The sequence below is a fragment of the Gilliamella sp. LMG 34359 genome (assembly GCF_984569085.1).
The window spans coordinates 3,335,186-3,361,441 of sequence record NZ_OZ474906.1 but is presented as its reverse complement, the minus strand read 5'-3'; the positions used below and the strand labels follow the sequence as shown (position 1 = coordinate 3,361,441).

At 34.2% G+C, this 26,256-nt stretch carries 25 protein-coding genes and 1 tRNA gene; 18 read left to right on the top strand and 8 right to left on the bottom strand.

All coding sequences use genetic code 11. From position 1 onward, the window contains the following. Window positions 1-1,890: 1,890 nt before the first annotated feature. The 6 genes from AC5LXV_RS15360 to secG all read right to left on the bottom strand — a co-directional run bounded on the left by AC5LXV_RS15360 (window position 1,891) and on the right by secG (window position 6,410). Window positions 1,891-3,228 carry a PAAR domain-containing protein gene (locus AC5LXV_RS15360; protein WP_493466946.1) on the bottom strand — a complete coding sequence of 446 codons (1,338 nt, stop codon included), beginning with the start codon at window positions 3,226-3,228 and terminating at the stop codon, window positions 1,891-1,893. A gap of 1,340 nt (window positions 3,229-4,568) precedes the next feature. Further along, the gene (locus AC5LXV_RS15355) at window positions 4,569-4,772 is read right to left on the bottom strand and encodes a hypothetical protein (protein ID WP_493466945.1); all 204 of its coding nucleotides are present in this window, start codon (window positions 4,770-4,772) and stop codon (window positions 4,569-4,571) included. Between the two features lie 682 nt (window positions 4,773-5,454). Continuing rightward, complete coding sequence (locus AC5LXV_RS15350; RefSeq protein ID WP_493468009.1) at window positions 5,455-5,577, bottom strand: integrase arm-type DNA-binding domain-containing protein; 123 nt, start codon at window positions 5,575-5,577, stop codon at window positions 5,455-5,457. Window positions 5,578-5,595: 18 nt separating this feature from the next. Then, window positions 5,596-5,748: an integrase arm-type DNA-binding domain-containing protein gene (locus tag AC5LXV_RS15345; protein ID WP_493466944.1), complete on the bottom strand. Its 153-nt coding sequence runs from the start codon at window positions 5,746-5,748 to the stop codon at window positions 5,596-5,598. 183 nt (window positions 5,749-5,931) lie between these two features. After that, window positions 5,932-6,017 (bottom strand) — tRNA-Leu (locus tag AC5LXV_RS15340). 6 nt (window positions 6,018-6,023) lie between these two features. After that, window positions 6,024-6,410, bottom strand: a complete 387-nt coding sequence (gene secG / locus AC5LXV_RS15335) for a preprotein translocase subunit SecG (protein WP_110432657.1) — start codon at window positions 6,408-6,410, stop codon at window positions 6,024-6,026. 176 nt (window positions 6,411-6,586) lie between these two features. Here secG and thiI point away from each other — a divergent pair, with 176 nt between their 5' ends. The 4 genes from thiI to trmL all read left to right on the top strand — a co-directional run bounded on the left by thiI (window position 6,587) and on the right by trmL (window position 10,785). Then, a complete protein-coding gene (thiI, locus tag AC5LXV_RS15330) occupies window positions 6,587-8,035 on the top strand; it encodes a tRNA uracil 4-sulfurtransferase ThiI (RefSeq protein WP_493466943.1) in 1,449 nt (482 codons plus the stop codon). Between the two features lie 120 nt (window positions 8,036-8,155). Beyond that, window positions 8,156-8,875: a response regulator gene (locus AC5LXV_RS15325; protein WP_110422668.1), complete on the top strand. Its 720-nt coding sequence runs from the start codon at window positions 8,156-8,158 to the stop codon at window positions 8,873-8,875. Window positions 8,876-8,907: 32 nt separating this feature from the next. Then, window positions 8,908-10,281: an envelope stress sensor histidine kinase CpxA gene (gene cpxA, locus AC5LXV_RS15320; RefSeq protein WP_110432833.1), complete on the top strand. Its 1,374-nt coding sequence runs from the start codon at window positions 8,908-8,910 to the stop codon at window positions 10,279-10,281. A gap of 18 nt (window positions 10,282-10,299) precedes the next feature. Further along, on the top strand, window positions 10,300-10,785 hold the full coding sequence (gene trmL / locus AC5LXV_RS15315) for a tRNA (uridine(34)/cytosine(34)/5-carboxymethylaminomethyluridine(34)-2'-O)-methyltransferase TrmL (RefSeq protein WP_110432660.1): 486 nt from the start codon (window positions 10,300-10,302) through the stop codon (window positions 10,783-10,785). A gap of 181 nt (window positions 10,786-10,966) precedes the next feature. On the opposite strand, the gene efp is transcribed toward trmL, so the two are convergent. Further along, window positions 10,967-11,533, bottom strand: a complete 567-nt coding sequence (efp, locus tag AC5LXV_RS15310; RefSeq protein WP_034882790.1) for an elongation factor P — start codon at window positions 11,531-11,533, stop codon at window positions 10,967-10,969. A 32-nt stretch (window positions 11,534-11,565) separates the two neighbouring features. Between efp and epmB the strand changes: the two genes are divergently transcribed. The 6 genes from epmB (at window position 11,566) to nudC (ending at window position 16,040) form a co-directional block, all read left to right on the top strand. Further along, on the top strand, window positions 11,566-12,591 hold the full coding sequence (epmB, locus tag AC5LXV_RS15305; protein WP_493466942.1) for an EF-P beta-lysylation protein EpmB: 1,026 nt from the start codon (window positions 11,566-11,568) through the stop codon (window positions 12,589-12,591). Between the two features lie 159 nt (window positions 12,592-12,750). Continuing rightward, the gene (gene rpmH, locus AC5LXV_RS15300; protein WP_025314679.1) at window positions 12,751-12,891 is read left to right on the top strand and encodes a 50S ribosomal protein L34; all 141 of its coding nucleotides are present in this window, start codon (window positions 12,751-12,753) and stop codon (window positions 12,889-12,891) included. A gap of 8 nt (window positions 12,892-12,899) precedes the next feature. Then, window positions 12,900-13,256, top strand: a complete 357-nt coding sequence (rnpA, locus tag AC5LXV_RS15295) for a ribonuclease P protein component (protein ID WP_110432662.1) — start codon at window positions 12,900-12,902, stop codon at window positions 13,254-13,256. Between the two features lie 47 nt (window positions 13,257-13,303). Beyond that, window positions 13,304-13,549 carry a membrane protein insertion efficiency factor YidD gene (gene yidD, locus AC5LXV_RS15290; RefSeq protein ID WP_034882864.1) on the top strand — a complete coding sequence of 82 codons (246 nt, stop codon included), beginning with the start codon at window positions 13,304-13,306 and terminating at the stop codon, window positions 13,547-13,549. Further along, window positions 13,549-15,177 carry a membrane protein insertase YidC gene (gene yidC, locus AC5LXV_RS15285; protein ID WP_493466941.1) on the top strand — a complete coding sequence of 543 codons (1,629 nt, stop codon included), beginning with the start codon at window positions 13,549-13,551 and terminating at the stop codon, window positions 15,175-15,177. The genes yidD and yidC overlap by 1 nt, the downstream gene beginning before the upstream one ends. A gap of 62 nt (window positions 15,178-15,239) precedes the next feature. Beyond that, complete coding sequence (gene nudC, locus AC5LXV_RS15280; RefSeq protein ID WP_493466940.1) at window positions 15,240-16,040, top strand: NAD(+) diphosphatase; 801 nt, start codon at window positions 15,240-15,242, stop codon at window positions 16,038-16,040. A gap of 146 nt (window positions 16,041-16,186) precedes the next feature. Here nudC and hemB read toward each other — a convergent pair whose 3' ends face one another. Next, window positions 16,187-17,203: a porphobilinogen synthase gene (gene hemB / locus AC5LXV_RS15275; RefSeq protein WP_493460799.1), complete on the bottom strand. Its 1,017-nt coding sequence runs from the start codon at window positions 17,201-17,203 to the stop codon at window positions 16,187-16,189. A 181-nt stretch (window positions 17,204-17,384) separates the two neighbouring features. Between hemB and rpsU the strand changes: the two genes are divergently transcribed. From rpsU to AC5LXV_RS15235, 8 genes are all read left to right on the top strand, one after another. Further along, window positions 17,385-17,600 carry a 30S ribosomal protein S21 gene (gene rpsU / locus AC5LXV_RS15270; protein WP_034882800.1) on the top strand — a complete coding sequence of 72 codons (216 nt, stop codon included), beginning with the start codon at window positions 17,385-17,387 and terminating at the stop codon, window positions 17,598-17,600. Between the two features lie 114 nt (window positions 17,601-17,714). Next, window positions 17,715-19,496, top strand: coding sequence for a DNA primase (gene dnaG / locus AC5LXV_RS15265; RefSeq protein WP_493445345.1), 1,782 nt, complete (start codon window positions 17,715-17,717; stop codon window positions 19,494-19,496). 81 nt (window positions 19,497-19,577) lie between these two features. Continuing rightward, window positions 19,578-21,416, top strand: coding sequence for an RNA polymerase sigma factor RpoD (rpoD, locus tag AC5LXV_RS15260; protein ID WP_493466939.1), 1,839 nt, complete (start codon window positions 19,578-19,580; stop codon window positions 21,414-21,416). Between the two features lie 62 nt (window positions 21,417-21,478). Then, entirely contained in the window at window positions 21,479-22,450 is a 972-nt protein-coding gene (locus tag AC5LXV_RS15255) for a bile acid:sodium symporter family protein (RefSeq protein WP_493466938.1), read from the top strand. Window positions 22,451-22,518: 68 nt separating this feature from the next. Further along, entirely contained in the window at window positions 22,519-24,033 is a 1,515-nt protein-coding gene (gene pitA, locus AC5LXV_RS15250) for an inorganic phosphate transporter PitA (RefSeq protein ID WP_493466937.1), read from the top strand. A gap of 64 nt (window positions 24,034-24,097) precedes the next feature. Then, window positions 24,098-24,550: a universal stress protein UspA gene (gene uspA / locus AC5LXV_RS15245; RefSeq protein WP_034882809.1), complete on the top strand. Its 453-nt coding sequence runs from the start codon at window positions 24,098-24,100 to the stop codon at window positions 24,548-24,550. A 176-nt stretch (window positions 24,551-24,726) separates the two neighbouring features. Continuing rightward, window positions 24,727-25,479, top strand: a complete 753-nt coding sequence (locus AC5LXV_RS15240; RefSeq protein ID WP_493445342.1) for an SDR family oxidoreductase — start codon at window positions 24,727-24,729, stop codon at window positions 25,477-25,479. Between the two features lie 221 nt (window positions 25,480-25,700). Further along, window positions 25,701-25,952 carry a hypothetical protein gene (locus AC5LXV_RS15235; RefSeq protein ID WP_493466936.1) on the top strand — a complete coding sequence of 84 codons (252 nt, stop codon included), beginning with the start codon at window positions 25,701-25,703 and terminating at the stop codon, window positions 25,950-25,952. Window positions 25,953-26,256 lie beyond the last annotated feature (304 nt).

Here is a 26,256-nt window from a genome sequence, read left to right as displayed (position 1 = left end):
CAGATAAAAATTATCATAACTTTTTTTCAACCTCAATTAAGTTACTATCAGTATTTTTTCTATATTCTTTACCATCTTTTCTTTTACAAAAATAATAATACACTGGTTTTTTTTCTGCAGTTTTCGCTGTTGTTATGATAAGATGACAATCATCTTATATCCTGATAGTGTCGTTTCTATATCAATTGTGAATATGGAACAGATTCTATACAATATACACTAAACAATATATCCAAATTTATATACTATATCCATAGCAATCTGATTTTTTATGTAAACCAATGTAAAGTATTTTTTCAAAGTTAGCTTTAGCTGTTTTTAACCAATAAAATCAAATGATTGTAAATTAAGTAGCCTTTACTATTGATTCAAGAAACCTTAAATTTATCAAATTAATCATGATGTTAAATACAATTCTATGAAAGCGATTTTTAATGCTTTTTTGTAATCTTTTATAGTAACAATATAACTTTAAATGCTGGAAGTTACCGTCCAATGGTGTCAAATCTTAGGTATTTGTTTTATTAAAAGATACATACTGCCACCTAAAATTAGAGGGCAAAAGAATATTTTAAGGGTAGGTGAATGAGAGATTTAATAAAAGATAATAATAAATATTTGAGCCGTCGCGCTACATCAAAATTTCAGGCTCGTACGGTAGCATGATAGTTGTAAGCCCTTTGACGGGCTTTTTAAATTCAACCCCATGAAAGGAATTTGTAAGTTGTCTTTATTATGAAGATAACTGTTTTAATTTAACGAAACCACATAATTTTTGCGGTTCCCGATTAAATATTTTTAAATAGTTCTGTTTTCGACCTTTAAATGTATAGAACGTTATACTATTTTTTCTTTTTATCAAAAGGATGTATGATATCTTCTACCCAACATACCGCAAATATATATGCAATTAGAAAAAATTCAGCTGAAAATATTATAAAATCATTTTCTACGTCACGGAATAAACCTGTTCCCATAAGAATACTTGCGTGCGTTCCCGCTAACAAATACGACCAGATTATCAGAAGTCTTCGCTTCCACCTTAACGGTTTGTTATATTTATAATCCTTTTCAGTGAAACGAGAACGGCGGAAATAATAGCAAGCGCACAAAGTGGCTATAGATAAAAAATAATAAATAAAAATAAGCAACATTATTAATCCGTTATATCATTTTCAATTATCTTCTCACCTCAATTTACTATACTTTTTAAATTATGATATTAATGATTTACGGCAAGGTAACATTCTTTAACGTATACATTAAATCTTATTTTCTATCTTTTGGGAGGGAGTTTTAAACTAAACATAAAATAAAAAACTAAACAAATATTTACAATTACAGACATTCGGATAAATATAAGCAAAAGATCATTAGATTTTAAATCAAGGTATTTAAGGTTTAGCAACATATAAATGTTATAAACTTGTACCAAACAATAATATAAAATAGCAAATTTTCGTTTAAGATTTAATGCTCTGTCATTGTGATAATTTGTTGCACGAAAATAAAAATAAAACCAAGTAAAAAAATCAAATATCAACAAACAATAAAATATAATACATTCAATAATCATCTAGATTTACTTCCGTTTCTTTTTATTGCTTTTTGGGGAAGAGTCTAAATCAATCGTCGCACTCATAAAGTATAGACCAATTATCACTACAGAAAATAAGACAAATACGCTAGGTATAATTTTTTCTTTAACAAGCAAAAAAATATATAAAGAATAAACCGCTATAAAGTTACAATAAATATTAAAATAAATTCGCTTACGATTTAATGATTTATTATTATAATAATCAGATGTAATAAATTTTGAAAAACGATATCGCCAAAAAAAACCAATTATAACTAAACAACAATAACAGACACAGATAAAAATTAACATTACTCTTTACCATCCTCAATTATGTCCCCATTAGTATCTTTTTTATATTCCGTGCCATCTTTTCTTTTACAAAGATAATATAATGGTGTTTTTTCATCAGTGTTCGCTGTTGTTATCATTAGATCACAATCTTCTACAATCTGCTTAACATTAATAATTGTTTTGGGCTTCCTAACTGCCATGACTACTTGTTGAGTATCTTTATTAAAGATGAAAGCGTTATCAAACTCCTGATATAAATTATATAACGATATAATATCACTGAAAAACTCAGTATTAAGCATTAATTTACTCATTTGTTTGTAAGCCATTTCAAGGTCTTGCCGCCCGTAAGAAAATAGCTTAAATACAGGATCACCAAATTGATTTAGTTTTGGAATCAGTTTTACTTTACCATAAAATGAACCACCAAGATCAATCAAATCATAAATTATACTACCGATTGAACCGTCAAATCCCAGTGCTTCTACGCTTAATTTATATAACTGTCTGACTGGTCCCTCAACTTCAATATCACGATCACCACCATCTATTTCATTCATGACGCCATTAAAAATGCCAGCGCTACCCTCATAAATGCCGTTTAATCCATGAGCTATCATTGGTGCGCCGATAACACATCCTAGCACAGTATCACAGAGGGCTAATCCTGCGGTAGTTACACCTACACCGCCAAAAACAGACAGTCCATTACCGAGCCAAATTAATGATTGATCCAAAAGGCTTTTTTCTTCTTTCTTAATTTTTTCAGCGCCCTGCTCATACGTCATAGCGCCACTGTCTACTTGTTCAACTATATCATTAGCAAACGCTTCAACGTCTTGCTTGAATGCCTGTTTAATATCATCATAATATAAGTGCTTTTCGCATAACTCATCAGCACATTTTAATAGACGACGTGCGTCAATTCTAATCAAATTTTTATCATCGTTATCAGTAGAATTAAGTTGTTGTTCATTACCAACACTAGCAAACGAATTAAATCTGAAAGGGAGATTATTAATATAATTAACTTGTTTATTTGAAAATGAATTAGATTTGATTGAGTCATTATTAACGTTGACAAATACCGAACTTTTCATCGCTAAAATTCTATGATTGCCGATTGGGGAACATTTACAATCAATAATGCAGCCATCATACGCAACAGGTATACCGGCAATAGAAAAATTTTCAGTTCCTTCAATTATTTTTCCATTACTCTTACATTTTGGACAGTACACTAAGTCACCTAATAAGGCAATACCATCATCACCATAAAATCCTTGTCCTGAAGCTGTGATAATCTGACCGTCATGATTGGTTTTATCACCCAAAATAGCTACTCGTTTATTCATACTATATCCTGATAGTGTCGTTTCTATATCTATTGTGAATATGGAACAGATTCTATACGCTATACAATATATCTAAATTTATATACTATATCCATAGCAATCTGATTTTTTATGTAAACCAATGTAAAGTATTATTTTAAAGTTGGCTTTTGCTGTTTTTAACCAATAAAATCAAATGGTTGTAAATTAAGTGGCCTTTACTATAGATTCAAGAAACTTTAAATTTATCAAATTAATCATTATGTTAAATGCAATTCTATGAAGACGATTTTCAATGCTTTTTTGTAATCTTTTATAGTAACAATATAACTTTAAATGCTGGAAGTTACCGTCCAATGGTGTCAAATCTTAGGTATTTGTTTTATTGAAAGATACATAGTGCCACCACTAAATACCACTCAATAAAGAATAATCCTTATCTCTTGAATTGGCTGCTTTTATAGGTCTGTCAGTTAATGATAAAGTTTTTTTAGCATGATAATTTTAGATATAAGGTTTTTAGGTATATTGTATTAGTACACCTAAGAATAAATCTAAAAATGCTCTTTGCAAATGTAGCCAACTGATGCTTAATGAATAACAAAATAGGCTATAAGCTTTGTGTTTTTTGGTTTTGATATTTTTAAACGATTTAGAAGAATGTTTACTGATGATTAGATTGGTGCGTGGGCGAGATCTGATTTATTTAGTCAGGAGCATTACTATTACTGTATTTTTTTGAAAGTTAAAAATATACCCTAAAAAGTACTCTCATTATGAAAAGTAACTCCATAAACTGGATATTTTTATCAGCCAATTATTTTAAATTAAATTTGATTTTTCACGGGTATAAAATTTTGATTAGATGGACTGTCCTAAAATAAAAATTGATAGTGATTTACTTCCCCCCTTACCTGTTACTATTTTACAATAAAAAATTACCGTTAGCAGATGGATTTAATTATGGAATAAATTTTTTTAACTAACCAAATTAAAAAGGTGATTATCAAAACAAAAAGTAACAAAAAAACATTAGCTGCTATAAAAGATATAAATATTAAAAAAAGATAATCTTCCAAACCATATGGGGTTTTTATTGTTTTAAATAAATAAAAAAAGACAAAACTAAGAAAAGGGATTATCAAAATATATACTAGCTTACGCACTTTAGAAAATACAATCTCCATAAGATCAAAACAGCCAGTAATAGCATCAACTATATCAAGTGACATTATGTTACCTCTCCATTCTTTTTATATATATGCTACATAATCAACATTAATCATTTTTCATTTAAATAATATAAATAAAAATCACTATAATCAATCATCGCCAGTTTATCTTTGATTGAAACTATCTTATTACTTTTCACTTAAATTGATTCTCAGAGCGTTATAAGCACCGCATATATCGCAACTTAAATGCCTTTCAATTATCAAATTTATTGCTACATCTTGTACTTTTAAAAAAATTTGATGACAGTCAGGACAAATAACATTTTCAATTGAATTCATAGCTAATATTTTTGCAGCTTCAATCCGCTTATTTACTATTCCATTATTCATATATTTATTCCTTGGGAGATCCCATATAGAAGCGATTAAATTAGCTAACAATTTGATAGATATTTATAAGAAGTCTCTTCATGAAGGTGCCTACATGAAACATAGTCAATTCTAATCAATATTAAAAGATTCTTTAATAGTAAATGCTAATAGTATTTGTGAACACCGTGTGATAAAACTTTATAATTATGGCAGTATGGATATAAAAATTCAATCAAATTAGGTGGTTAAGTGGTTGTGTTTAAAATTGAGTGCACTAACTACTATTAACTATCTTCACATTACGATTGTTTGTCAAGGAAACATTCCCTCTACTGGCTTGCTCGACCAAATCGCCCCAGCAATCTAACATGATTTGTTTTTGTTGTTCATACTCTGTCTTGTTGTAAGCTCTTCTTACTGCATTTTTATCAACTTGTGATGATAATGCGTTTACGATAATATCATAATTAAAGCCTTATTCATTTAAAGCGGCGCTTGCCAAAGCTCTTAGTCCATACGCTTTATTGCCATATTAGCGGTTTGGCTAGTTATTGGTTGGTTATAGGGAGATCTAGCAGTAGGGAACACAAACTCACTTTTATGGTTAATAGTTTCATTATCTTAAAGGTAGTTAATCCTTGTTCAGTTTTCAATCTAAACCATTTTTGAGCAAGAGTGTAAAAAGTATTTTGTTAGCTTCTTATTTTAGTTGTTCTTGTTTATATTCTTGAGGATCTATACCTTGTTTAATAAGTTCTATCGCTTCATCTCTAAACCTTCTTACTTGCTGTAGTGAAGCCTCGGGATAACTGCCAAAACTTATTAATCTCCCTTTTGGGGTTTAAGGGCACGTATATTTAAAACAACAAATCTTAGCGTTATTCACTTTGATTAATAGATATATACCGCCACCATCAAATAAAGAATAATCTTTATCTCTTGGCTTAGCTGCTTTTATTTGTGTATCAGTTAATGGTAAAGTTTTTCTTGCCATAATGATTTTAGGTATACGGGTTTTAGGTATATTGTGTTCGTATACCTAAGCATATACCTAAAAATTCTGGCTGTAAATGTATCTTACTGGTGCTTAATGAATAACAAAATAGGCTTTAAGCCTTATATTTGTTGGTTTTGATGTGTTTTAAAGGAGTTAAAAGAATGTTAATGAATATTGAATTGGTGCCGTGGGCGGGACTTGAACCCGCATGCCCTTAGAGCACTACCCCCTCAAGATAGCGTGTCTACCAATTTCACCACCACGGCGCCGTTTTATTCTGGAATATCAGATGTCGGATTGATATTCTGAGGTTGTATAACTGGATCAGTAGTTGGAATAACTTGTTTATTACCTTCCGAACTTTCTGTGCTTTGTTGTGTGGTTGTACCATCGCCAATATCTTTAAACTCATCACTTGAACTAATAGTTTTTGAGCTTCCAATATTGGATAAAAGAATACTTAACACAAAAAATAATACACCTAATATTGTGGTTGTGCGTGTAAGGAAGTTGCCACTACCGGATGAGCCAAATAGTGTTGCAGATGCACCTGCCCCAAAAGATGAGCCCATGTCAGCACCTTTTCCGCGCTGTATTAGCACTAAAACGACTATCGCAAGTGCAATAATTAAGTAACCTATAATTAAAAGTTCGTACATTTCAACCTGTCAATTTTTATGTTATACAACAGAATTTATTGATGCGAAATATTAGCGAAAGAGAGAGCAACAAGCAAGTAGATTTTGTTATTTTCTGTATTTATCATAATCAATTGTACGTTTTTAAGGAAAAATCAGTATAATGTCGCCATTTTTAGTTAAGCAAATGCTGTTGTATGAAATTTATTGTTAAACTTTTTCCTGAAATTACCATTAAAAGTGAGTCTGTTCGTTTACGTTTTATTAAAATATTAACCAGTAATATTCGTAATATTTTAAAGCATTCAATTGATGATGTTGCGGTCATCCGTCATTGGGATTTTATTGAAGTTCGTCCTAAAGTTGCAGATAGTGAAAATCAAATTTTAGAGTTATTAACCCATATTCCTGGTATTCATCATATATTAGTGGTGGAAGAGTTTTCTTTTGTTGACCTGCATGATATCTATGAAAAAGCTTTCAATCACTATGCGCCTTTAATTGAGAATAAAACATTTTGTGTCAGAGTTAAGCGACGTGGTAAACATGACTTTACTTCAATTGAAGTGGAACGTTATGTTGGCGGAGGACTTAATCAACATGTTGCCACAGCTAAAGTAAAATTAACACGACCTGATGTAACGGTTAATCTTGAAATAGATAAAGATAAACTTTTATTAGTTAAACAACGTCATGCTGGTATTGGTGGTTTTCCAACAGGTACTCAAGAAGATGTCATTTCACTTATTTCTGGGGGATTTGATTCTGGGGTGTCGAGTTATATGTTTATCCGTCGGGGTTGCCGAGTCCATTACTGCTTTTTCAATTTAGGTGGAAAAACGCATGAAATTGGCGTAAAACAGATGGCACATTATTTGTGGCAAAGATTTGGAAGCTCCCATAAGGTTCGTTTTATCGCCATTGATTTTTCAGATGTAGTCGGAGAGATACTTGAAAAAGTTGATGATGGGCAAATGGGGGTTATTCTAAAACGGATGATGATACGCGCCGCGTCTAAAGTTGCACAGCGTTATAATGTTGAAGCGCTGGTCACAGGAGAAGCACTAGGGCAAGTATCAAGCCAAACTTTAACTAATTTACGTTTAATTGATAACGTAAGCGATACTTTAGTGTTACGTCCACTTATCACCCATGATAAAGAAACGATAATTAATCTTGCGCGTCAGATAGGTACGGAAGATATCGCTAAGACTATGCCTGAATTTTGCGGGGTAATATCGAAAAGTCCTACCGTAAAAGCGGTTAAAGAAAAAATAGAAGCCGAAGAACAGAATTTTGACTTTTCTATTTTAGATAAAGCTGTTGAAGAAGCTGAAAATATTGATATTCGTGAAATTGCTAAACAAACGGATAATACAATTATACAAGTTGATACAGTTACAACATTAACAGATAATCAAGTCATAATCGATATTCGTTCGCCAGAAGAGCAAGAAGATAATCCACTGGTCGTTGCTGATGTGGAAGTTAAACTCATACCATTTTATAAATTAGCAACACAATTTGGTGATCTGGATCAGTCAAAGCACTATTTATTGTATTGTGCCAAAGGTGTTATGAGTAAATTACAGGCACTTTATTTGATTGAACAAGGATTCAGTAATGTAAAAGTGTTTAAACTGTAAATCTTAACAATTATTTACTGTATCGTTCCAATTTAGCTATATAATATTTTTGAAATTACTACAACATAATTAACCGATAGCTGTAATAAATGATAAATTTCTTTGTTAATGAGGCTCGTAATGAACAAATTGCTGGTAGTTGATGATGATCAAGAAATTGCTTCAATGTTATGCGAATTACTAGAGTTAGAAGGATTTGAAGTTATAATAGCGAATAATGGCGTTCAGGCTTTAGCTAAATTTGATGAGAGCATTGAGCTTATTTTACTCGATATTATGATGCCAGGAATGAATGGATTAAGTGTATTAACTGAACTGCGAAATAAATATACTGTTCCTGTAATATTCCTAACCGCTAAAGATAGTGAATTTGACAAAGTTATTGGTCTTGAGCATGGTGCTGATGACTATATTTTAAAGCCGTTTAATGATAAGGAACTTATTGCGCGAATCAATGCGATTTTGCGTAGAAAACGTTGGGATGATCAAGCTAACAAATCAGGTGAAAAATCAGCGCAATATTCTTTTGATAAACTTGTTGTGAATAGTAAACAACAATCTGTTTTATTTGATGATAAGTATATTGAATTAACCGGCACTGAGTTTCAAATATTATTACAACTTCTCGAAAATGCTGGCAAAATAATTTCTAGAGATGATTTAAGTGAAAACGTGTTGGGTAAAGAATTTCTACCATTAGCTCGTTCAATTGATGTTCATGTTTCTAATTTGCGTAAAAAACTTCCACCACGAAGTGATGGATTACCGTGGATTAAAACATTACGCTCAAAAGGATATCTATTTGTTGTTGATCAGGATATTGATTTATCGCAGAATTAGATTTTTCTCTGTTATGGTAAGAATATATGTGGATTTTTGATCGCTTAACCGTTAGAATTTTCGCCATATTCTTACTTACCATTGCTTTCTTTCTTAGCCTTGTTATGGCATTGCCTGAACTTGATTCTCGTAATTTAACTTACTTAGCCAATAAAGATAGAGAAAGTGGCAATCTATTAGCAAATGCAATTGAAAAAGATTTAACTAAGATTCCTAAAGATAGTTTTCGTTGGTGGATGAGATTCATTGTTGTTATGGATAATCATCAAAAAACGGGGCAACAGCTATTTATTGTTACGCCAAATCAACAAATTATTACCGCGGATACTCAAAATATCGATTTAGTGAAAAGTTTTAGTGAAAAATCGCATGATGTTGATGATCCTGCTAAGCAAATTTATGATAACCAAGAAATTATTGGTCCTTTCTTGCTACATTATGCTAATGAAGAATATCAATTATATCTACTGCAACCTGCATCAGATATTCAGTCACAATTTGTTAACTTAATTTTTGACCATCCCTTCTTACTTTTAACCTTAACCATATTGGCAAGCTCGCCTTTTTTGCTGTGGTTGTCTTGGAGTATCGCTAGGCCAGCACGAGGCTTGAGATTGGTGGCTGAGCAAGTGGCTAAAGGGAATCTACAACAGTGGCCTGAATTAGAAAAAGTTGGATCATATGAATATAAAGCAACCGGTGCAAGTTTTAACCATATGCTTAGAGAGTTAAAACGGATGCAAGAGTTACAGCAACGGTTGTTTTCGGATATTTCACATGAATTGCGGACTCCATTAACCCGATTACAATTAGCAGCTTCACTGTTGCGCCGTAAACAGGGTGAAAGTAACGAGGTTTTACGAATAAGTAATGAAGCGATAAAACTTGATTCAATGATTGGCGATTTGCTGATGTTAGCCAGAAATCAACATGATAATAATGAAGTTCGTGAATTTAAAAAGTTAGATGAATTATTTAAAGATGTTTTGAATAATGCGGCTTTTGAAGCAAATCAAATAGCGAAACAGTTTTCTATTCATAATCCTTCAACAAATCATACCATTTTATGTTATCCGATGGCGTTATGTAGTGCACTTGAGAATGTAATAAGGAATGCATTTCGTTACTCAAATCAACGAATCGATGTAGATTTTATTATTCAACAAAAAACAGTAACTATCACTATTGATGATGATGGCCCCGGTGTTGCCGAGAGTGAGCTAGAACAAATTTTTAGACCGTTTTATCGTACTAATGAGGCACGTGATCGTGAATCTGGTGGTACAGGTTTAGGTCTAGCCATTGTGGCTAATGCGATTACTCGAGATAATGGCACAGTTAGAGCTGAGAAAAGCCACTTAGGTGGACTTAGAATTGTGATAGAATTACCACTTCAAAAATATTAACAGTTAAGAGAAATAATTGTGTCGACTGCACCTTTAAATGTTGTTTTATTTGAACCCGAAATTCCTGCTAACACCGGCAATATCATTCGGTTATGTGCTAATACTGGTTTTAATTTACATATTATTGAGCCAATGGGATTTTATTGGGATGATAAAAAATTGCGACGAGCTGGACTCGATTATCAGGAATTTGTTGATGTAAAACGTTATAAAAATCTTGAACATTTTTTGGCTGATAACCACCTTGATTTAGCTTCTCAAGTTTATGCCTTAACGACAAAAGGTCAAAAACCACATAGTGAAGTAAATTATCATCAAAATGATTTTTTGATGTTTGGTCCAGAAACGCGAGGCCTACCAGCCAAAGTCCTTGATGCATTACCGCAAGATAGGAAAATTCGTATTCCAATGACTGCCAATAGTCGAAGTATGAATCTGTCTAATTCTGTCGCTGTCGTCGTTTATGAATCTTGGCGACAACTTAACTATATTGGAGCAAAATAAATTTAAATTTGCAGTGATTTTTAATGGTTAATTACACAAGAATAGAAAGATGATTGTTGATTGTTGGGGGGGTGACAAAAAAACTCCTCAACTTAAAAATCTAATGTGACTATTTCATTTATAAAAAAGAGGTCATATCGACCTCTTTTATTTAAATAATTATTATGCAAAATAATTAATATTATTTTACGCGTGAAACGTATTCACCAGAGCGCGTATCAACTTTAAGTACTTCACCAATTTGTACAAATAAAGGAACACGTACTACCGCACCGGTTGATAATGTTGCTGGTTTACCGCCGGTTCCTGCTGTATCACCTTTTAAACCTGGATCAGTTTCAATTACTTCAAGTTCAACAAAGTTTGGTGGTGTCACAGCAATCGGTTGACCATTCCATAATGTTAAGATACATTCAGCTTGATCCACTAACCATTTAGCATTGTCACCTACCGCTTTTGCATCCGCGGAAAGTTGCTCAAAAGTATCATTATTCATAAAATGCCAAAACTCACCGTCGGTGTAAAGATAAGTTAGGTTCATATCTACGACATCAGCTGCTTCAACAGATTCACCTGATTTGAATGTTTTATCAACTGTTTTACCAGAAAGTAATTTTTTAATTTTAACGCGGTTGATTGCTTGTCCTTTACCTGGTTTATAAAATTCATTTTCAACGATCACACACGGCTCGCCATCTTGCATTATTTTAAGACCAGCTTTAAACTCATTAGTACTATAAGATGCCATAAAAGCTCCAACTATCATTCTGAATTACAAAAATGAGCCATATTATACAGCAAAATGTTGAACAACCAAATAAAGATGAGTGGATTTTTGAGCTCGCTAATGTAGTGACAGACATCAAAAAGCTCTATCGTTGTTTGGATTTAGATCCCAACGTTATTTCTCTACCGATGTTGCAGGCGCGAAAGCAATTTCCGCTACGAGTGCCTATGGCCTTTATCAATCGGATGAAAAAAGGCGACAGTCAAGATCCGTTGCTATTGCAAGTACTTTGTGATGAGCAAGAATTAATAAATGTACCCGGTTTTAGTAAAGATCCCCTTGACGAGCAACATAATGATGTTCCGGGGTTGCTACATAAATATCATAATCGCGCATTATTAATGACCAAAACCGCCTGTGCAATTAATTGTCGTTACTGTTTTAGGCGACATTTTCCTTATCATGACAATCAAGGTAATAAAAAAAATATTAGTGCAGCATTAGCGTATATTGCAGATCATAGCGAACTGGATGAAATTATTCTTTCCGGAGGTGATCCGTTAATGGCAAAAGATCACGAAATGGCTTTGTTAATAGCTGAACTAGAGAAAATTCCACATATCAAACGGTTACGTATTCATAGCCGTTTGGCGGTGGTGATACCTAATCGTATTACTTCTGAGTTATGTCGTTTATTTGCCAAAACGTGTTTACAAATTGTATTAGTTACTCATATTAATCATCCCAATGAAATCGATGATGATGTTACCAGTGCCGTTAAATCTTTAAAGAATAGTAATGTAACTGTATTGAATCAAAGTGTTCTATTGAAAAATATTAATGATAATGCTGATGTACTAGCGGAGTTAAGCAATAAATTATTTTCAATTGGTATTTTGCCTTACTACATTCATTTGCTTGATAAAGTACAAGGTGCGGCTCATTTTTTAATCGATGATGATACGGCAAGGCAAATTATGCAGCAACTGGTAAAAAAGGTATCGGGTTATTTGGTGCCTAAATTAGCTCGAGAAGTTGGTGGTGAAGAAAGTAAACGCGTTTTAGCTATTAATGATTAATAAAAGTACTAATTAATTTGATGATGTCCTTACAATTTATGTATCAAAATCTCGTTGACGAAAAATAAAATAGACTCTATAATTCCGACCTCTTTAATTAATGCTGTGGAGTTTTTACTCTACTACTTGTTGATAAATTAGATTTGGATATAAATCGTCATGAAACGCACATTTCAACCATCAGTATTAAAACGCAATAGAACTCACGGTTTCCGTGCTCGTATGGCTACTAAAAACGGTCGTCAAGTTCTTGCTCGTCGTCGCGCTAAAGGCCGTGTTCGTTTAACTGTTGCTAGTTAAAAAGTTGGGTGACTAAACTCACTTTTCCTCGGGAGTTACGCTTGTTAACTCCCTTAGATTTTAATCTTGTCTTTCAAGAATCTATTCGCGCAGGTTCTCCTTTTCTGACTTTGGTTACACGTAAGAACTCACTAAATCATCCTAGATTAGGTTTTGCTATAGCCAAAAAACAGGTTAAACGAGCGCATGAGCGTAATCGTATTAAACGATTAGCTAAAGAATATTTTCGTCATCACCAACATCAGTTTCCTAATATCGATTTTATTTTGATGGCTAAACAGCCTGTTATACAATTGAATAATCAACAATTAGTTGAGACATTAGATAAACTATGTCAGCAAATCATCAAAAAACAAAAAAATTAAACAAGCTATTATTAATCATTAAACAGCATGTTTATGCAGTTAAATATATGATTGTTAATGTTTTTGTTTTTATTATTAAGCTATATCAACATGTCATTAGCCCACTATTGGGTCCAAAATGTCGCTTTACTCCTAGCTGTTCACAATATGCAATAATTGCATTTAGACGCTTCGGATTGATAAAAGGTGGTTGGCTAACGCTCAAACGTGTATTAAAATGTCACCCTTTACATGAAGGAGGAGAAGATTTTGTTCCTCCTAAGAAAATTAAAACCAATAGAGAAAAACACTAATGGGATCTCAACGTAATATTTTAGTCATTGCTTTACTTTTTGTCTCTTTCCTAGTTTGGAGAGCTTGGGAAGAGGATCATGCACCAAAACCGCCAGTCGCTAACCAATTGACACAACAAATAGGTGAAGATAATTCATCGGCGGATTCTGCGCAAGGTAAAACAATCACAATAAAATCTGATGTATTGTCATTAACGGTTAATACCTATGGTGGCGATGTACAAGCTGCCCAATTGTTGAAATATGAGCAGACTCTTCATTCAGGTACACCTTTTCAACTATTAACCTCAACCCCGGATTTTATTTACATTGCTGAAAGTGGATTAACCGGCAAAGATGGTCCAGATAATGCTAGCCAAGGTTCAAAAAGACCTGTGTATCAAACAGCTCAATCTGAGTATGTTTTAGCTGATGGTCAAGATGAGTTAAAAGTTCCATTTACCTATCAAGTTAATGGCGCAACCTTTACTAAATATTACATCTTACATCGTGGTAATTATGCTGTTGATGTACAATATGAGGTAAATAACCAGAGCAAAAATCCTTTAGAAGTGGCAATGTATGGTCAGTTGAAACAAACAATTGAACTACCAAAAGATGCCGTTACTGAAGGCGGAGGCGGATTAGGGTTAAGTGCGTTCCGTGGTACAGCTTACTCTAGTGCGGACACCAATTATAGTAAATATAGTTTCGGTGATATTAAAGATAAAGCGTTGAGAGTTGAAACGAATACTGGTTGGATTGCCATGCTGCAACACTATTTTGCTTCTGCTTGGATTCCTGCGCAGGATCAGAATAATCTATTTTATTCACGTTCAACCGCGAAAAATTCCCAAGCGACAATTGGCTTTAAAGGTGAAACAACCGTTATTCAACCGGGTAAAACACAATCAATTAATGCTAAATTATGGTTGGGGCCTGAAATTCAAAGTGAATTGAAACAAACGGCTAATCATCTTGATTTAATCGTGGATTATGGTTGGTTATGGTTCTTATCTCAGCCACTGTTTTATTTATTAAAATTTATCCATAGTTTTATTGGAAACTGGGGCTTCTCAATAATAGTTATCACCTTTATTGTGCGGGGTATTTTATTCCCACTCACGCGAGCACAGTACCGTTCAATGGCCAAAATGAAGTTATTACAACCTCGTTTACAGGCATTAAAAGAGCGTTATGGTGATGATAGACAAAAAATGAGCATGGAAACCATGGCACTTTATAGACAAGAGAAAGTTAATCCTCTTGGCGGTTGTTTACCATTGTTGATCCAAATGCCGATCTTCTTGTCTCTATTTTATATGTTAGGTAACACGGTTGAGCTACGTCATGCGCCATTTGCACTTTGGATCCATGACTTATCGGCACAAGACCCATATTATATTTTCCCATTATTAATGGGAGCGACCATGTTCTTAATTCAGAAGATGTCACCAACTCCGGTTACCGATCCGTTACAACAAAAATTAATGACTTATATGCCATTAATCTTTACAGTATTCTTTTTATGGTTCCCATCAGGTCTAGTTTTATACTATATCGTAAGTAACTTATTTACTATTGCACAGCAACGTGTAATTTACTGGGAGCTTGAGAAAAAAGGTCTCCATGAGAAGAAAAAGAAATAGTATTGATAAAAAGGAGGAGTAAAATCCTCCTTTTTAGTAGTTAATTTTCGAGTATTGATGCGATGAATATACAAAAACAATTTAATTTAGTAGGTAATGAAAAAGGTTACTGGTTTGTTAGCAAAAATGGCCGATTATGGTTGCCTAATGGTGAGGTTCCTAATGGTGTTGCGAGTGAATTTGGTTTTACCAATAAATTAGCTCAATCAATCGGTGAATGGAATGGGCAAACTGCATGGTTGATTTGCCAAGAAATGCAAGATTCAATGGGTTCGATTAGACCTTTACTCAATATTGGCGATCAATCATTATTTAATATGGCAGGCAGGGCAGTACAGTTGTCAGAGTTTTATCGTTCTCATAAATATTGCGGCTATTGTGGTCATGAGATGTATATCAGTCAAACCGAATGGTGTTGTCTATGTGATCATTGCCAACAACGTTATTACCCACAAATTTCACCATCCATTATTGTCGCTATTCGCAATAAAAATAAAATTTTATTGGCTAAACATGTAAGGCATAATCAAGATAATTTATATACTGTATTAGCGGGTTTTACAGAGATTGGTGAAACCATGGAAATGACAGTCGCTCGTGAAGTGTATGAAGAGTCAAAGATAAAAATTAAAGATATTCGTTATGTTGGTTCTCAACCTTGGCCATTCCCTAACTCCATGATGATGGCTTACTTAGCTGATTACGAAAGTGGCGAAATTACCATCGATAAAAATGAGTTGGTGGAAGCAAATTGGTATCACTATTCTCAATTACCTAAAATACCAGAGTATGGCACGATCGCAAGGCGTTTGATTGAAGATACCCTAATACTTTGCCGTGAATATGATGAATATGGTGAGTAAAACTCATCATATTCACACTATCTAATAATTTATAGATATTCGATGGTTCTGATTAAGTTAATCTTACTAGAAGCATCTCTTATTGCTGTATAACTAACTGAAGCTTAGTCGTAAGTTGCCCATTGAAGCTAGTTGAGTTAAAACTTTTATCGCTCTTGGTTATTGAGCCAATGCGCCACTTGTTTGGCAAAATAAGTTAAAACACCATCTGCCCCAGCTCGTTTAAAGCAGAGTAACGATTCCATGATGACCGATTTTTCATCCAACCAACCGTTTTCGATTGCGGCCATCAACATTGCATATTCGCCAGATACTTGATAGGCAAAGGTTGGTACCGCAAAAGTATCTTTTACTTTACGCACAATATCTAGATAAGGTAAACCGGGTTTAACCATTACCATGTCAGCACCTTCACTTAAATCTTGGTAAATTTCTTGTAATGCTTCATTAGCGTTGGCCGGATCGAGTTGATACGTTTTTTTATTGCCACCTTTAATATTTTTCGCGGAACCAACGGCATCACGGAAAGGGCCATAGAAGCTTGAGGCATATTTGGCAGAATAAGCCATTATCTGAGTATTAACAAAATGATGTGACTCTAAAGCATTGCGAATGGCACCAATTCGACCATCCATCATATCGCTTGGTGCGATGATATTCGCCCCTGCATCGGCTTGAACTAATGCTTGTTTTGTTAAAGCTTCAACAGATATATCATTGAGAACATAACCGCTATCATCAATAATGCCATCTTGACCGTGTGTTGTATATGGATCAAGCGCGACATCCGTTAAAACCCCAAGTTCTGGTACCGCTTTTTTTAATGCTCGAATTGCTTTGGGAATCAACCCGTTTTCGTTATATGCTTCTTCTGCTAATAATGATTTTGCCGAAGGTTCAATAGCAGGAAACAAAGACAGTACCGGAATACCTAATTTAGCAACTTGTTCGGCTTCTTGCAGTAATACATCTATGCTCATTCGTTTAACATTGGGCATTGAAGCTACCGATTGAATAATATTTTTTCCTTCAACGATAAATACTGGATAAATTAAATCATCTACAGTTAAATGATTTTCTGCAACCAAACGGCGGCTAAAATCATGAGCACGATTACGGCGTAAGCGTCGTTGAGGGTATTGGCCGGTAATGATTGTCGACATAAAAACACCTATATTTTTGATTGAACGGTTTTATTATCTGACTCAAGAACGAGATTAGCAAATAATTTATAGAGGCATAATTATACGATATTTTACTTTACAAGTTATATGTAATAGAGGTAAAATTGCGCACTGATTTTTAGTCCCTAGTGATATTAACCAAATTTGAGGTGAGAGGCACATGCCAGTAATTAAAGTACGTGAAAATGAACCTTTCGATGTAGCATTACGTCGTTTTAAACGTTCTTGCGAAAAAGCAGGAGTTTTAGCTGAAGTTCGTAACCGTGAATTTTACGAAAAGCCAACAACTATTCGTAAACGCGCAAAAGCAGCTGCTGTTAAACGCCACGCTAAGAAATTAGAAAGAGAAAACGCTCGTCGCACTCGTCTATATTAATATTTATACGGAAAATATAAATTCATTTATATTTTTAATATAAAATTTTAACAAGCCGTACTATGACTACGGCTTGTTGTCTTTGCGTAATGCCATAAATGGTTGAATTTTATCATGAAAGGTCTTATTCCCCGCGATTTTATTTTAGATTTGCTTGCTCGCACCAATATTCTTGATGTGATAGGTAAGCGCGTTAAAATGAAAAAAAAGGGGAATAATTATTTTGGTTGTTGTCCTTTTCATGATGAAAAAACCGCCTCTTTCTCTTTAAGCGAAAAGAAACAGATTTACTACTGTTTTGGCTGTGGCGCTTCAGGTTCGGTAGTAAACTTCTTGATGCAATATGAGCGACTGTCTTTTCCTGAGGCTATTGAGGAAATCGCTAGTATGCAAGGCATTCGTGTTCCTTACACGGAAAGCGAAAATAATCAAGGCGATCAAGCAAAGCAAATTGAATCTCGTAATGAGCGTCGCGATCTTTATTCTTTGATGGCAAAGATAACGGATTTTTACCAACAACAGTTAGCATTATCGACATCTGAGGATGCGCATCGTTATCTAGAACAGCGTGGTTTAAATCGAGAAATCATCAACAGATACAAAATAGGTTACGCACCTAATGAATGGCGTTTAACCTCACAAAATGTGGTTAAAAGCAAAGATGAATTAGCCTTATATGATCGTGCGGGTATGTTGGTAACTAATGATAGTGGTAATCAATACGATCGATTCCGCGGACGTATAATGTTCCCAATTAGGGATAGACAAGGCAATGTTATCGCTTTCGGTGGTCGAACCATTATCAATGATTCCGCTAAATATATTAATTCACCAGAAACGCCGATCTTTCATAAAGGTTTTCAACTATATGGCCTTTATGAAGCACAAGAAGTTAATCGTAATCCCGATAAATTAATTGTGGTTGAAGGCTATATGGATGTGGTTTCGCTTGCCCAATATGGCATTGACTATGCCGTTGCCGCACTAGGTACCTCAACATCTGAAGAACATATTAAATTGCTATTTAGGGCCACCGATTCAGTAATATTTAGTTATGATGGTGATAATGCAGGGCGAAATGCCGCATGGCGAGCGCTTAATGTATTACTGCCATGTTTGATTGATGGTAAAGAGATCACTTTTGCTTTTTTGCCTCAAGACGAAGATCCTGATAGCTTTGTGCGTAAAGTGGGTAAAGATGGCTTTGAAGATTATATAAAAAAAGCCCCTAACTTATCTGAGTTTTTATTTGATGAGTTATTAAAACAAGTTGATTTGAAAACAGCTGAAGGTAGAGCTAAATTGAGTTCGCTGGCTATACCTTTGCTTGAACAAGTAAAGGCAAAAGTTTTCAGACTTAATTTACTTCAAGAATTAGGTCGTTATTTAGGATTACTTGATGTATCTCAAATAGAAAAACTTATCGCAGCTAATCAAAATAAAGGCGAAAATACAACTATCGATTCTTCACCTTTGCCAAAGATGAAATTGACCACCATGCGGATTTTAATTGGTCTGTTACTCCAATATCCAAATTTAGCTAAAATGGTGTCAGATATTAATGTGATGCGACAAGTTAACTTAGCTGGAATAGAGATATTTATTGAGCTACTTGAATTATGCCAACAATATCCAAATATTACTACAGCACAACTATTAACTGAATGTATTAACCGACCATATTATAAACAACTTAATCGCTTAGCAACATGGGAGTACCATTACCAAGATGATGAGATAGAATCAATTTTTTCACATACGTTAAAAGAGTTATATGATAATATACTCGCCCAAAGGCAAGATGAACTGATCGCAAAAGAGAGAGTCTCCGGATTAAGTACCGCAGAGAAAAAAGAATTAGCGACACTAATACTTGTTTTATCAAAAAAAGACTAAATATACAGGGTATGTGTAGAAAAATAATTTTTGTTCTGCACATATAATATACATGACCGAATAACTAAATGGTGATACTTTATGGAGCAAAATTCTCAATCACAGTTAAAACTCCTGATTATACGGGGTAAGGAGCTGGGATACCTGACCTATGCTGACGTCAATGATCACTTGCCTGAAGAAATTATTGATTCAGATCAGATTGAAGATATTATTCAAATGATCAATGATATGGGAATTCAAGTACTTGAAGAAGCCCCAGACTCAGATGAATTATTACTTTCTGATAATGTTCCAGATGAAGAGGCAGTTGAAGCAGCGACAGCATTAGTTTTATCTAATGTAGAATCAGAGATAGGTCGAACTACTGACCCTGTGCGTATGTATATGCGTGAAATGGGTGCGGTTGAACTATTAACCCGTGAAGGCGAAATTGATATCGCAAAACGTATTGAAGATGGAATTAATCAAGTTCAAACCTCAGTATCTGAATACCCAGAAGCCATTACTTATCTTTTAGAACAATATAATTTAGTTGAAAGCGGTGAAGTTCGCTTATCCGATCTCATCACTGGCTTTGTCGATCCTAATGCTGAACAATCCGAAGAAGAACTTCCTGAAGAGTTGGAAGATGTTGAAGAGGATATTGACATTGACGATAGTGATGATGAAAGCGAAGACGATAGCGACTCTTCAGCTGATGATGATGTTTCTATTGATCCTGAAGTAGCGAGAGCAAAATTTGCTGAACTACAAGAGCAACATGATAAAACTTCTGCGGCAATCAAAAAATATGGCCGTGCTCATCAAAAAGCACAGCAAGAAATTGAAAATTTATCTGAAGTATTTAAACAATTCAGATTAGTAGCTAAACAGTTTGACATTCTCGTTAATAACATGAGAAGCATGATGGATCGAGTTAGATCACATGAACGAGTTATTATGCGAATCTGTGTTGAACAGTGTAAAATGCCAAAGAAACAGTTTATGACTCAATTTACTGGTAATGAAAATAGCATGGACTGGTATATAAAAGCGTCTACTAGTAAAAACCCGTATGCCGCTAAATTAAAAGAGTTTGAATCGTCAATTGAAGAGCAAATTATTGCTTTACAAAAAATTGAAACAGAAACGAATCTCTCTATTGAGCAAATCAAAGATATTAATAGAAGAATGTCTATTGGTGAAGCTAAAGCACGACGTGCGAAGAAAGAGATGGTTGAAGCAAACTTACGTCTAGTAATTTCAATTGCTAAAAAATATACCAACCGTGGTTTACAGTTCCTAGATCTTATCCAAGAAGGTAATATTGGATTGATGAAAGCGGTTGATAAGTTTGAATATCGCCGAGGATATAAATTCTCGACTTATGCAACTTGGTGGATTAGACAAGCTATCACTCGTTCTATTGCTGACCAAGCAAGAACAATTCGTATCCCAGTGCATATGATTGAAACAATCAATAAACTAAATCGTATATCTCGTCAGATGTTACAAGAAATTGGTCGTGAACCAACACCGGAAGAGTTATCTGAACGCATGCAAATGCCGGAAGAGAAAATTCGAAAAGTATTGAAAATTGCCAAAGAACCAATTTCAATGGAAACACCGGTTGGTGATGATGAAGATTCACATTTAGGTGACTTTATTGAGGATACTGCACTAGAGCAACCATTAGATGCCGCGACATCTGAAAGTTTGCGTAGCGCAACGCGTGATATTTTATCTGGTTTAACACCACGTGAAGCAAAAGTCTTACGTATGCGATTTGGTATAGATATGAATACCGACCATACGCTTGAAGAAGTCGGTAAACAATTTGATGTAACACGTGAACGTATTCGTCAAATTGAGGCGAAAGCATTACGTAAATTACGTCATCCTAGCCGATCTGATGTCCTTCGAAGTTTCTTAGAATAATTTATATTTACAGCTACATCGCCACTTATGTGGCGATTTTTTTAACTAATCAAACAACTATCATGAATATACTTCAACGTTTTAAAATTGATTCATTCTTGCTGATTTTGATTTGTGTTGTAACTACAGCAACTGTTTTTCCATGTGAAGGAGAAGCAAAAGTTATTTTTGAAAATCTTACCACTTTTGCTATAGGTCTATTGTTTTTTATGCATGGAGCAAAACTATCGTTTGAGGCGATCATTGTCGGCATAAAAAATTGGCGGTTGCATCTATTAATTTTCATTATTACTTTCGTCGTATTCCCGATTTTAGGGGGGATGATGCAAGTACTCGTCCCCACTTTTTTATCACAAGACCTTTATTTAGGCTTTGTTTATCTTTGTGTCCTACCGGCTACAGTTCAGTCGGCAATTGCCTTTACCTCAATTGCAAAAGGCAATGTCGCTGCTGCAATTTGTAGTGCATCGGCTTCTACATTGTTAGGTGTATTTATTACACCGGTATTAGTGGGCGTATTAATGCACACGCAAGCTGCTGCTTCGATGAATATACTCGATGCCATTGAATCTATTATGCTTAAACTGATGTTGCCATTTATTATCGGTCATTTATCGAGACGTTTTATTGGCAAATGGGTTGATAAATATAAAAGTGTGATTTCTAAAACCGACCGTATATCAATATTATTAGTTGTCTATGTCGCTTTTAGTGACGCAGTAGTGAATGGTATTTGGTCTAAAGTCAGCTGGTTATCTCTTGTAGAGATCATTGTTTATTCAATAATTTTATTAACAATTGTGTTATTGATTACAACCTATAGCTCACGATTATTGGGTTTTAGTAAAGAAGATGAAATTACCATCGTGTTTTGTGGTTCTAAAAAAAGTTTAGCCAGTGGTATTCCAATGGCTAGTGTAATTTTTCCTATGTCTATAACAGGAATAATAATCTTGCCGTTAATGATTTTTCACCAAGTACAATTAATGATCTGTGCTGTTTTAGCTTCTCATTACGCGAAGCGAAAAATGTAAAAATTGTTTTGCTCATTAGGTTATTCTCAAGGATAATAGAGCCGCTATTAACAACAGAAAGATATATTATGTTTCATCTATTTGCTGATTTAGACTTTTCTACCATTATATTATTAGTTTTGGCGCTGTTTTTTGTTCTTTTTTATGAGGCAATTAATGGATTTCATGACACCGCCAATGCTGTTGCGACAGTAATATATACTCGAGCATTAAAGGAACAGCTCGCTGTTTTTATGGCCGGTATGTTTAACTTTTTTGGGGTATTACTTGGTGGGCTGAGTGTTGCTTACGCAATTGTTCATCTTTTACCTACAGATTTATTACTTAATGTCAGTTCTGCTCATGGACTGGCAATGGTATTCTCAATTTTATTTGCCGCGATTATCTGGAATTTAGGTACTTGGTATGTAGGTATCCCTGCTTCTAGTTCCCACACGTTGATTGGTGCCATTATTGGTGTCGCATTGGCCAATGCCTTTATTATGGATACATCTATCATTGAGGCACTTAATATTCCTAAAATGATACAAATCTTTTTATCATTAATTATTTCACCTATCGTTGGTCTGGTTATCGCTGGCTTAATGATTTTTTTATTACGCAAATATTGGACCCGTAAAGGACAAAGTAAAAAACGTAGTAAAAAAAGAGAACGAATTTTTATGACGCCAGAACAGCGTGAAAAACTATATGGTAAAAAGAAACCGCCATTTTGGATTCGTATAATGCTTATTATTTCAGCAGCAGGCGTAAGTTTCTCGCATGGCGCTAATGATGGGCAAAAAGGGATTGGTTTATTGATGCTAGTCTTAATGGGGATTGCACCAGCAGGTTTTATTGTGAACATGGGGGCATCAACCTATGAGATTACTAATACCAGAAATGCGATTCATAATATTGAAGAGTACTTTATCTCTCATAATGAAGATCTTAATTCAGTAATTGGTAAACAATCAGCGGTAGACACAGCAATCCCAGAAAATGATTTAAATAAATATCATTGTGATTATTCAAAATCGTTTATCACCTTGGGTATTGCTAACAATCTATTTAACAAAATCAACGAGTATGACTCGCTTAATGTTGACCAACGTTCACAAACTAGACGTATTTTATTATGTTTATCTGATACCGTATCGCATGTAGCTAAACAACCCAATCTATCTAATAAAGATAAGCAGTATTTAAAATCATTAAATAATGATTTATTAAAAACCGTCGAATATGCACCAATTTGGATAATTATCGGCGTGGCCTCGGCGCTTGCGGTAGGAACAATGATTGGTTGGCGACGTGTAGCCATCACTATCGGTGAAAAGATAGGTAAAAAAGGGATGACTTATGCACAAGGGGTTTCGGCGCAAATAACTACGGCGTTATCTATTGGTATAGCAAGTTATACCGGAATGCCGGTATCGACAACGCAAGTTCTTTCTTCATCGGTTGCCGGAACCATGATTGTCGATGGTGGAGGAGTACAAAGTAAAACGATTAAAAATATCGCGCTAACTTGGGTTCTTACTTTGCCGATTTCAATATTGTTATCTGGGTCACTTTTTTGGCTTGCTCAAAAATTAATTTAGTAGTAAAAAGGAAGTATAAAATTTTAGTTTAATTAGAGCATCAAAATAGGAAGGAGTAGATATTATGGCTTATAAACATATTTTAGTCGCAGTGGATTTATCACCTGAAAGTGAAGTTCTTGTTGAAAAAGCAGTCTCTATGGCTAGACCATATAATGCTCAAATATCACTCATTCATGTGGGTATCAACTATTCTGATCTTTATACTGGTTTAGTTGATATTAATATGAATGATATGAAAGATCGCATTAATGAAGATGCTCATATCGCACTAAATAAATTAGCTGCTGATGCAGGTTATCCAATTGCACATACTCTTTCTGGTAATGGTGAATTTGGACAAGTATTAATTGAAGCTATTCATGAATATGGTGCGGATCTGGTTGTTTGTGGTCATCACCAAGATTTTTGGAGTAAATTAATGTCTTCAGCTCGTCAATTAATCAACAATACCCATATTGATACGTTGATTGTTCCTTTGAAAGATGATGAGCCATCCGAAGAACCATCTAAATGAAATATACGATATGAACCCGCTTCTTAGCGGGTTTTTTTTAGGTTATGCAAAAATTTACCAATATTTAGGCTATCAAGCTAATTGAAAATATTTTGCCACTTCACTTATGGTTGTTTTCTTTCCATATCACAAAGGTATACTCATATAACTACCAAGAGTATAAAAGGAGATTGAATATGAATATTGTTTTGGTTACCGGCGCTTCATCTGGATTTGGACAAGCTATTTGTCGAAAACTTATTGCAGATGGTTATAAAGTAATTGGTGCAGCAAGACGACTTGATAAATTACAAAAACTGGCACAAGAGTTAGGCGCTAACTTTTTACCCTTAACTTTAGATGTTAGTAAAAAAGACTCTGTTGAAACAATTTTATTACAACTACCTAAAGAATTTCAGCCTATTGATATATTAATTAATAATGCCGGATTAGCTTTAGGTTTAGAACCCGCATATGAAGCTGACTATAATGATTGGCAAACAATGATTGAAACTAATGTCATTGGGTTAGTTCATTTAACCCATCAAATTTTACCGGGAATGGTTGAACGTAATAGTGGCTACATCATTAATCTTGGATCTGTCGCGGGTACTTATCCTTACAAAGGTGGTAATGTTTATGGTGCTTCTAAAGCATTTGTTAAACAATTTAGTGCTAATTTAAGAACAGATTTATTAGGTAAAAAAATTAGAGTAACAAACATTGAACCAGGACTGTGTGGAGGAACCGAATTTTCTAATGTGCGATTCCATGGTAATGCCGAACAAGCAGCTGCGGTGTATAAAGATGTGGACTTTATCACTCCAGAAGATATTGCTAATACTGTCTCATGGTTAGTGAATACACCAAGTCATTTTAATGTCAATTCAATTGAAATTATGCCAGTGGCACAAGCCTCGGCAGGCTTAGCTGTTAGTAAAGGAGTTTAAACAAAAGTTCAAAAGGCATTGAATGATATCAATGCCTTAAACAAAAAATAATAAAAAAATAGAGTTGTTAAACAAAATAGACTTGCACTTATGTTAATGGATTGCTATTCTTTTCGCTTGTGATTTTGATTGAGGTTTTAGCAATGACATTTTCTGAAGTAACAAAAACATTTGCGACAAGCTTGCCTGGTACCGATTCGTACGTAAAACTACGTAAGGCTATGAGGACATTAATCCAAGAAGATCCAAGTAACGCAGCCGTTTACTTTCTGATTTTTGGGTTTGCACGCACTTATGTCATGTTATATGAAGATCAGGAAGTTTCACCACAATTTGCTGAAGACAATCAAAAATTAATGTTATCGTATCTCAATATACTTGATGAAGCATTACAAAAGCGAAGTGCTGAAAGTATCTATCAAGCATTAAACAAAGTAGTCAATGAATACGAAAACAGCAAAAAGGTATTTTAGTTATTTACAGCCTGACATGAAAATGTCGGGCTGTTTTGTTTAGAGTTTATTTTAGGAAAAATAATAAAATGATGATGATGATTTCAGGCATTATTGGTACCACCGGCACTATTATTAATTATAGGGCGGGTTGATTTTTCCTTAAAAAAATATCGAAAAACCCGCCCAAAAAGGCGGGTTTTTTACTTTGTGAAACAAAATATTCTAAAACATAAATTAAAGTAAAAACAATTCAAAATATTGATTTTATGCATATCTTTTAAAAATGGTATTTTGAATTATTATTGGCATAAATTAGAAAAAT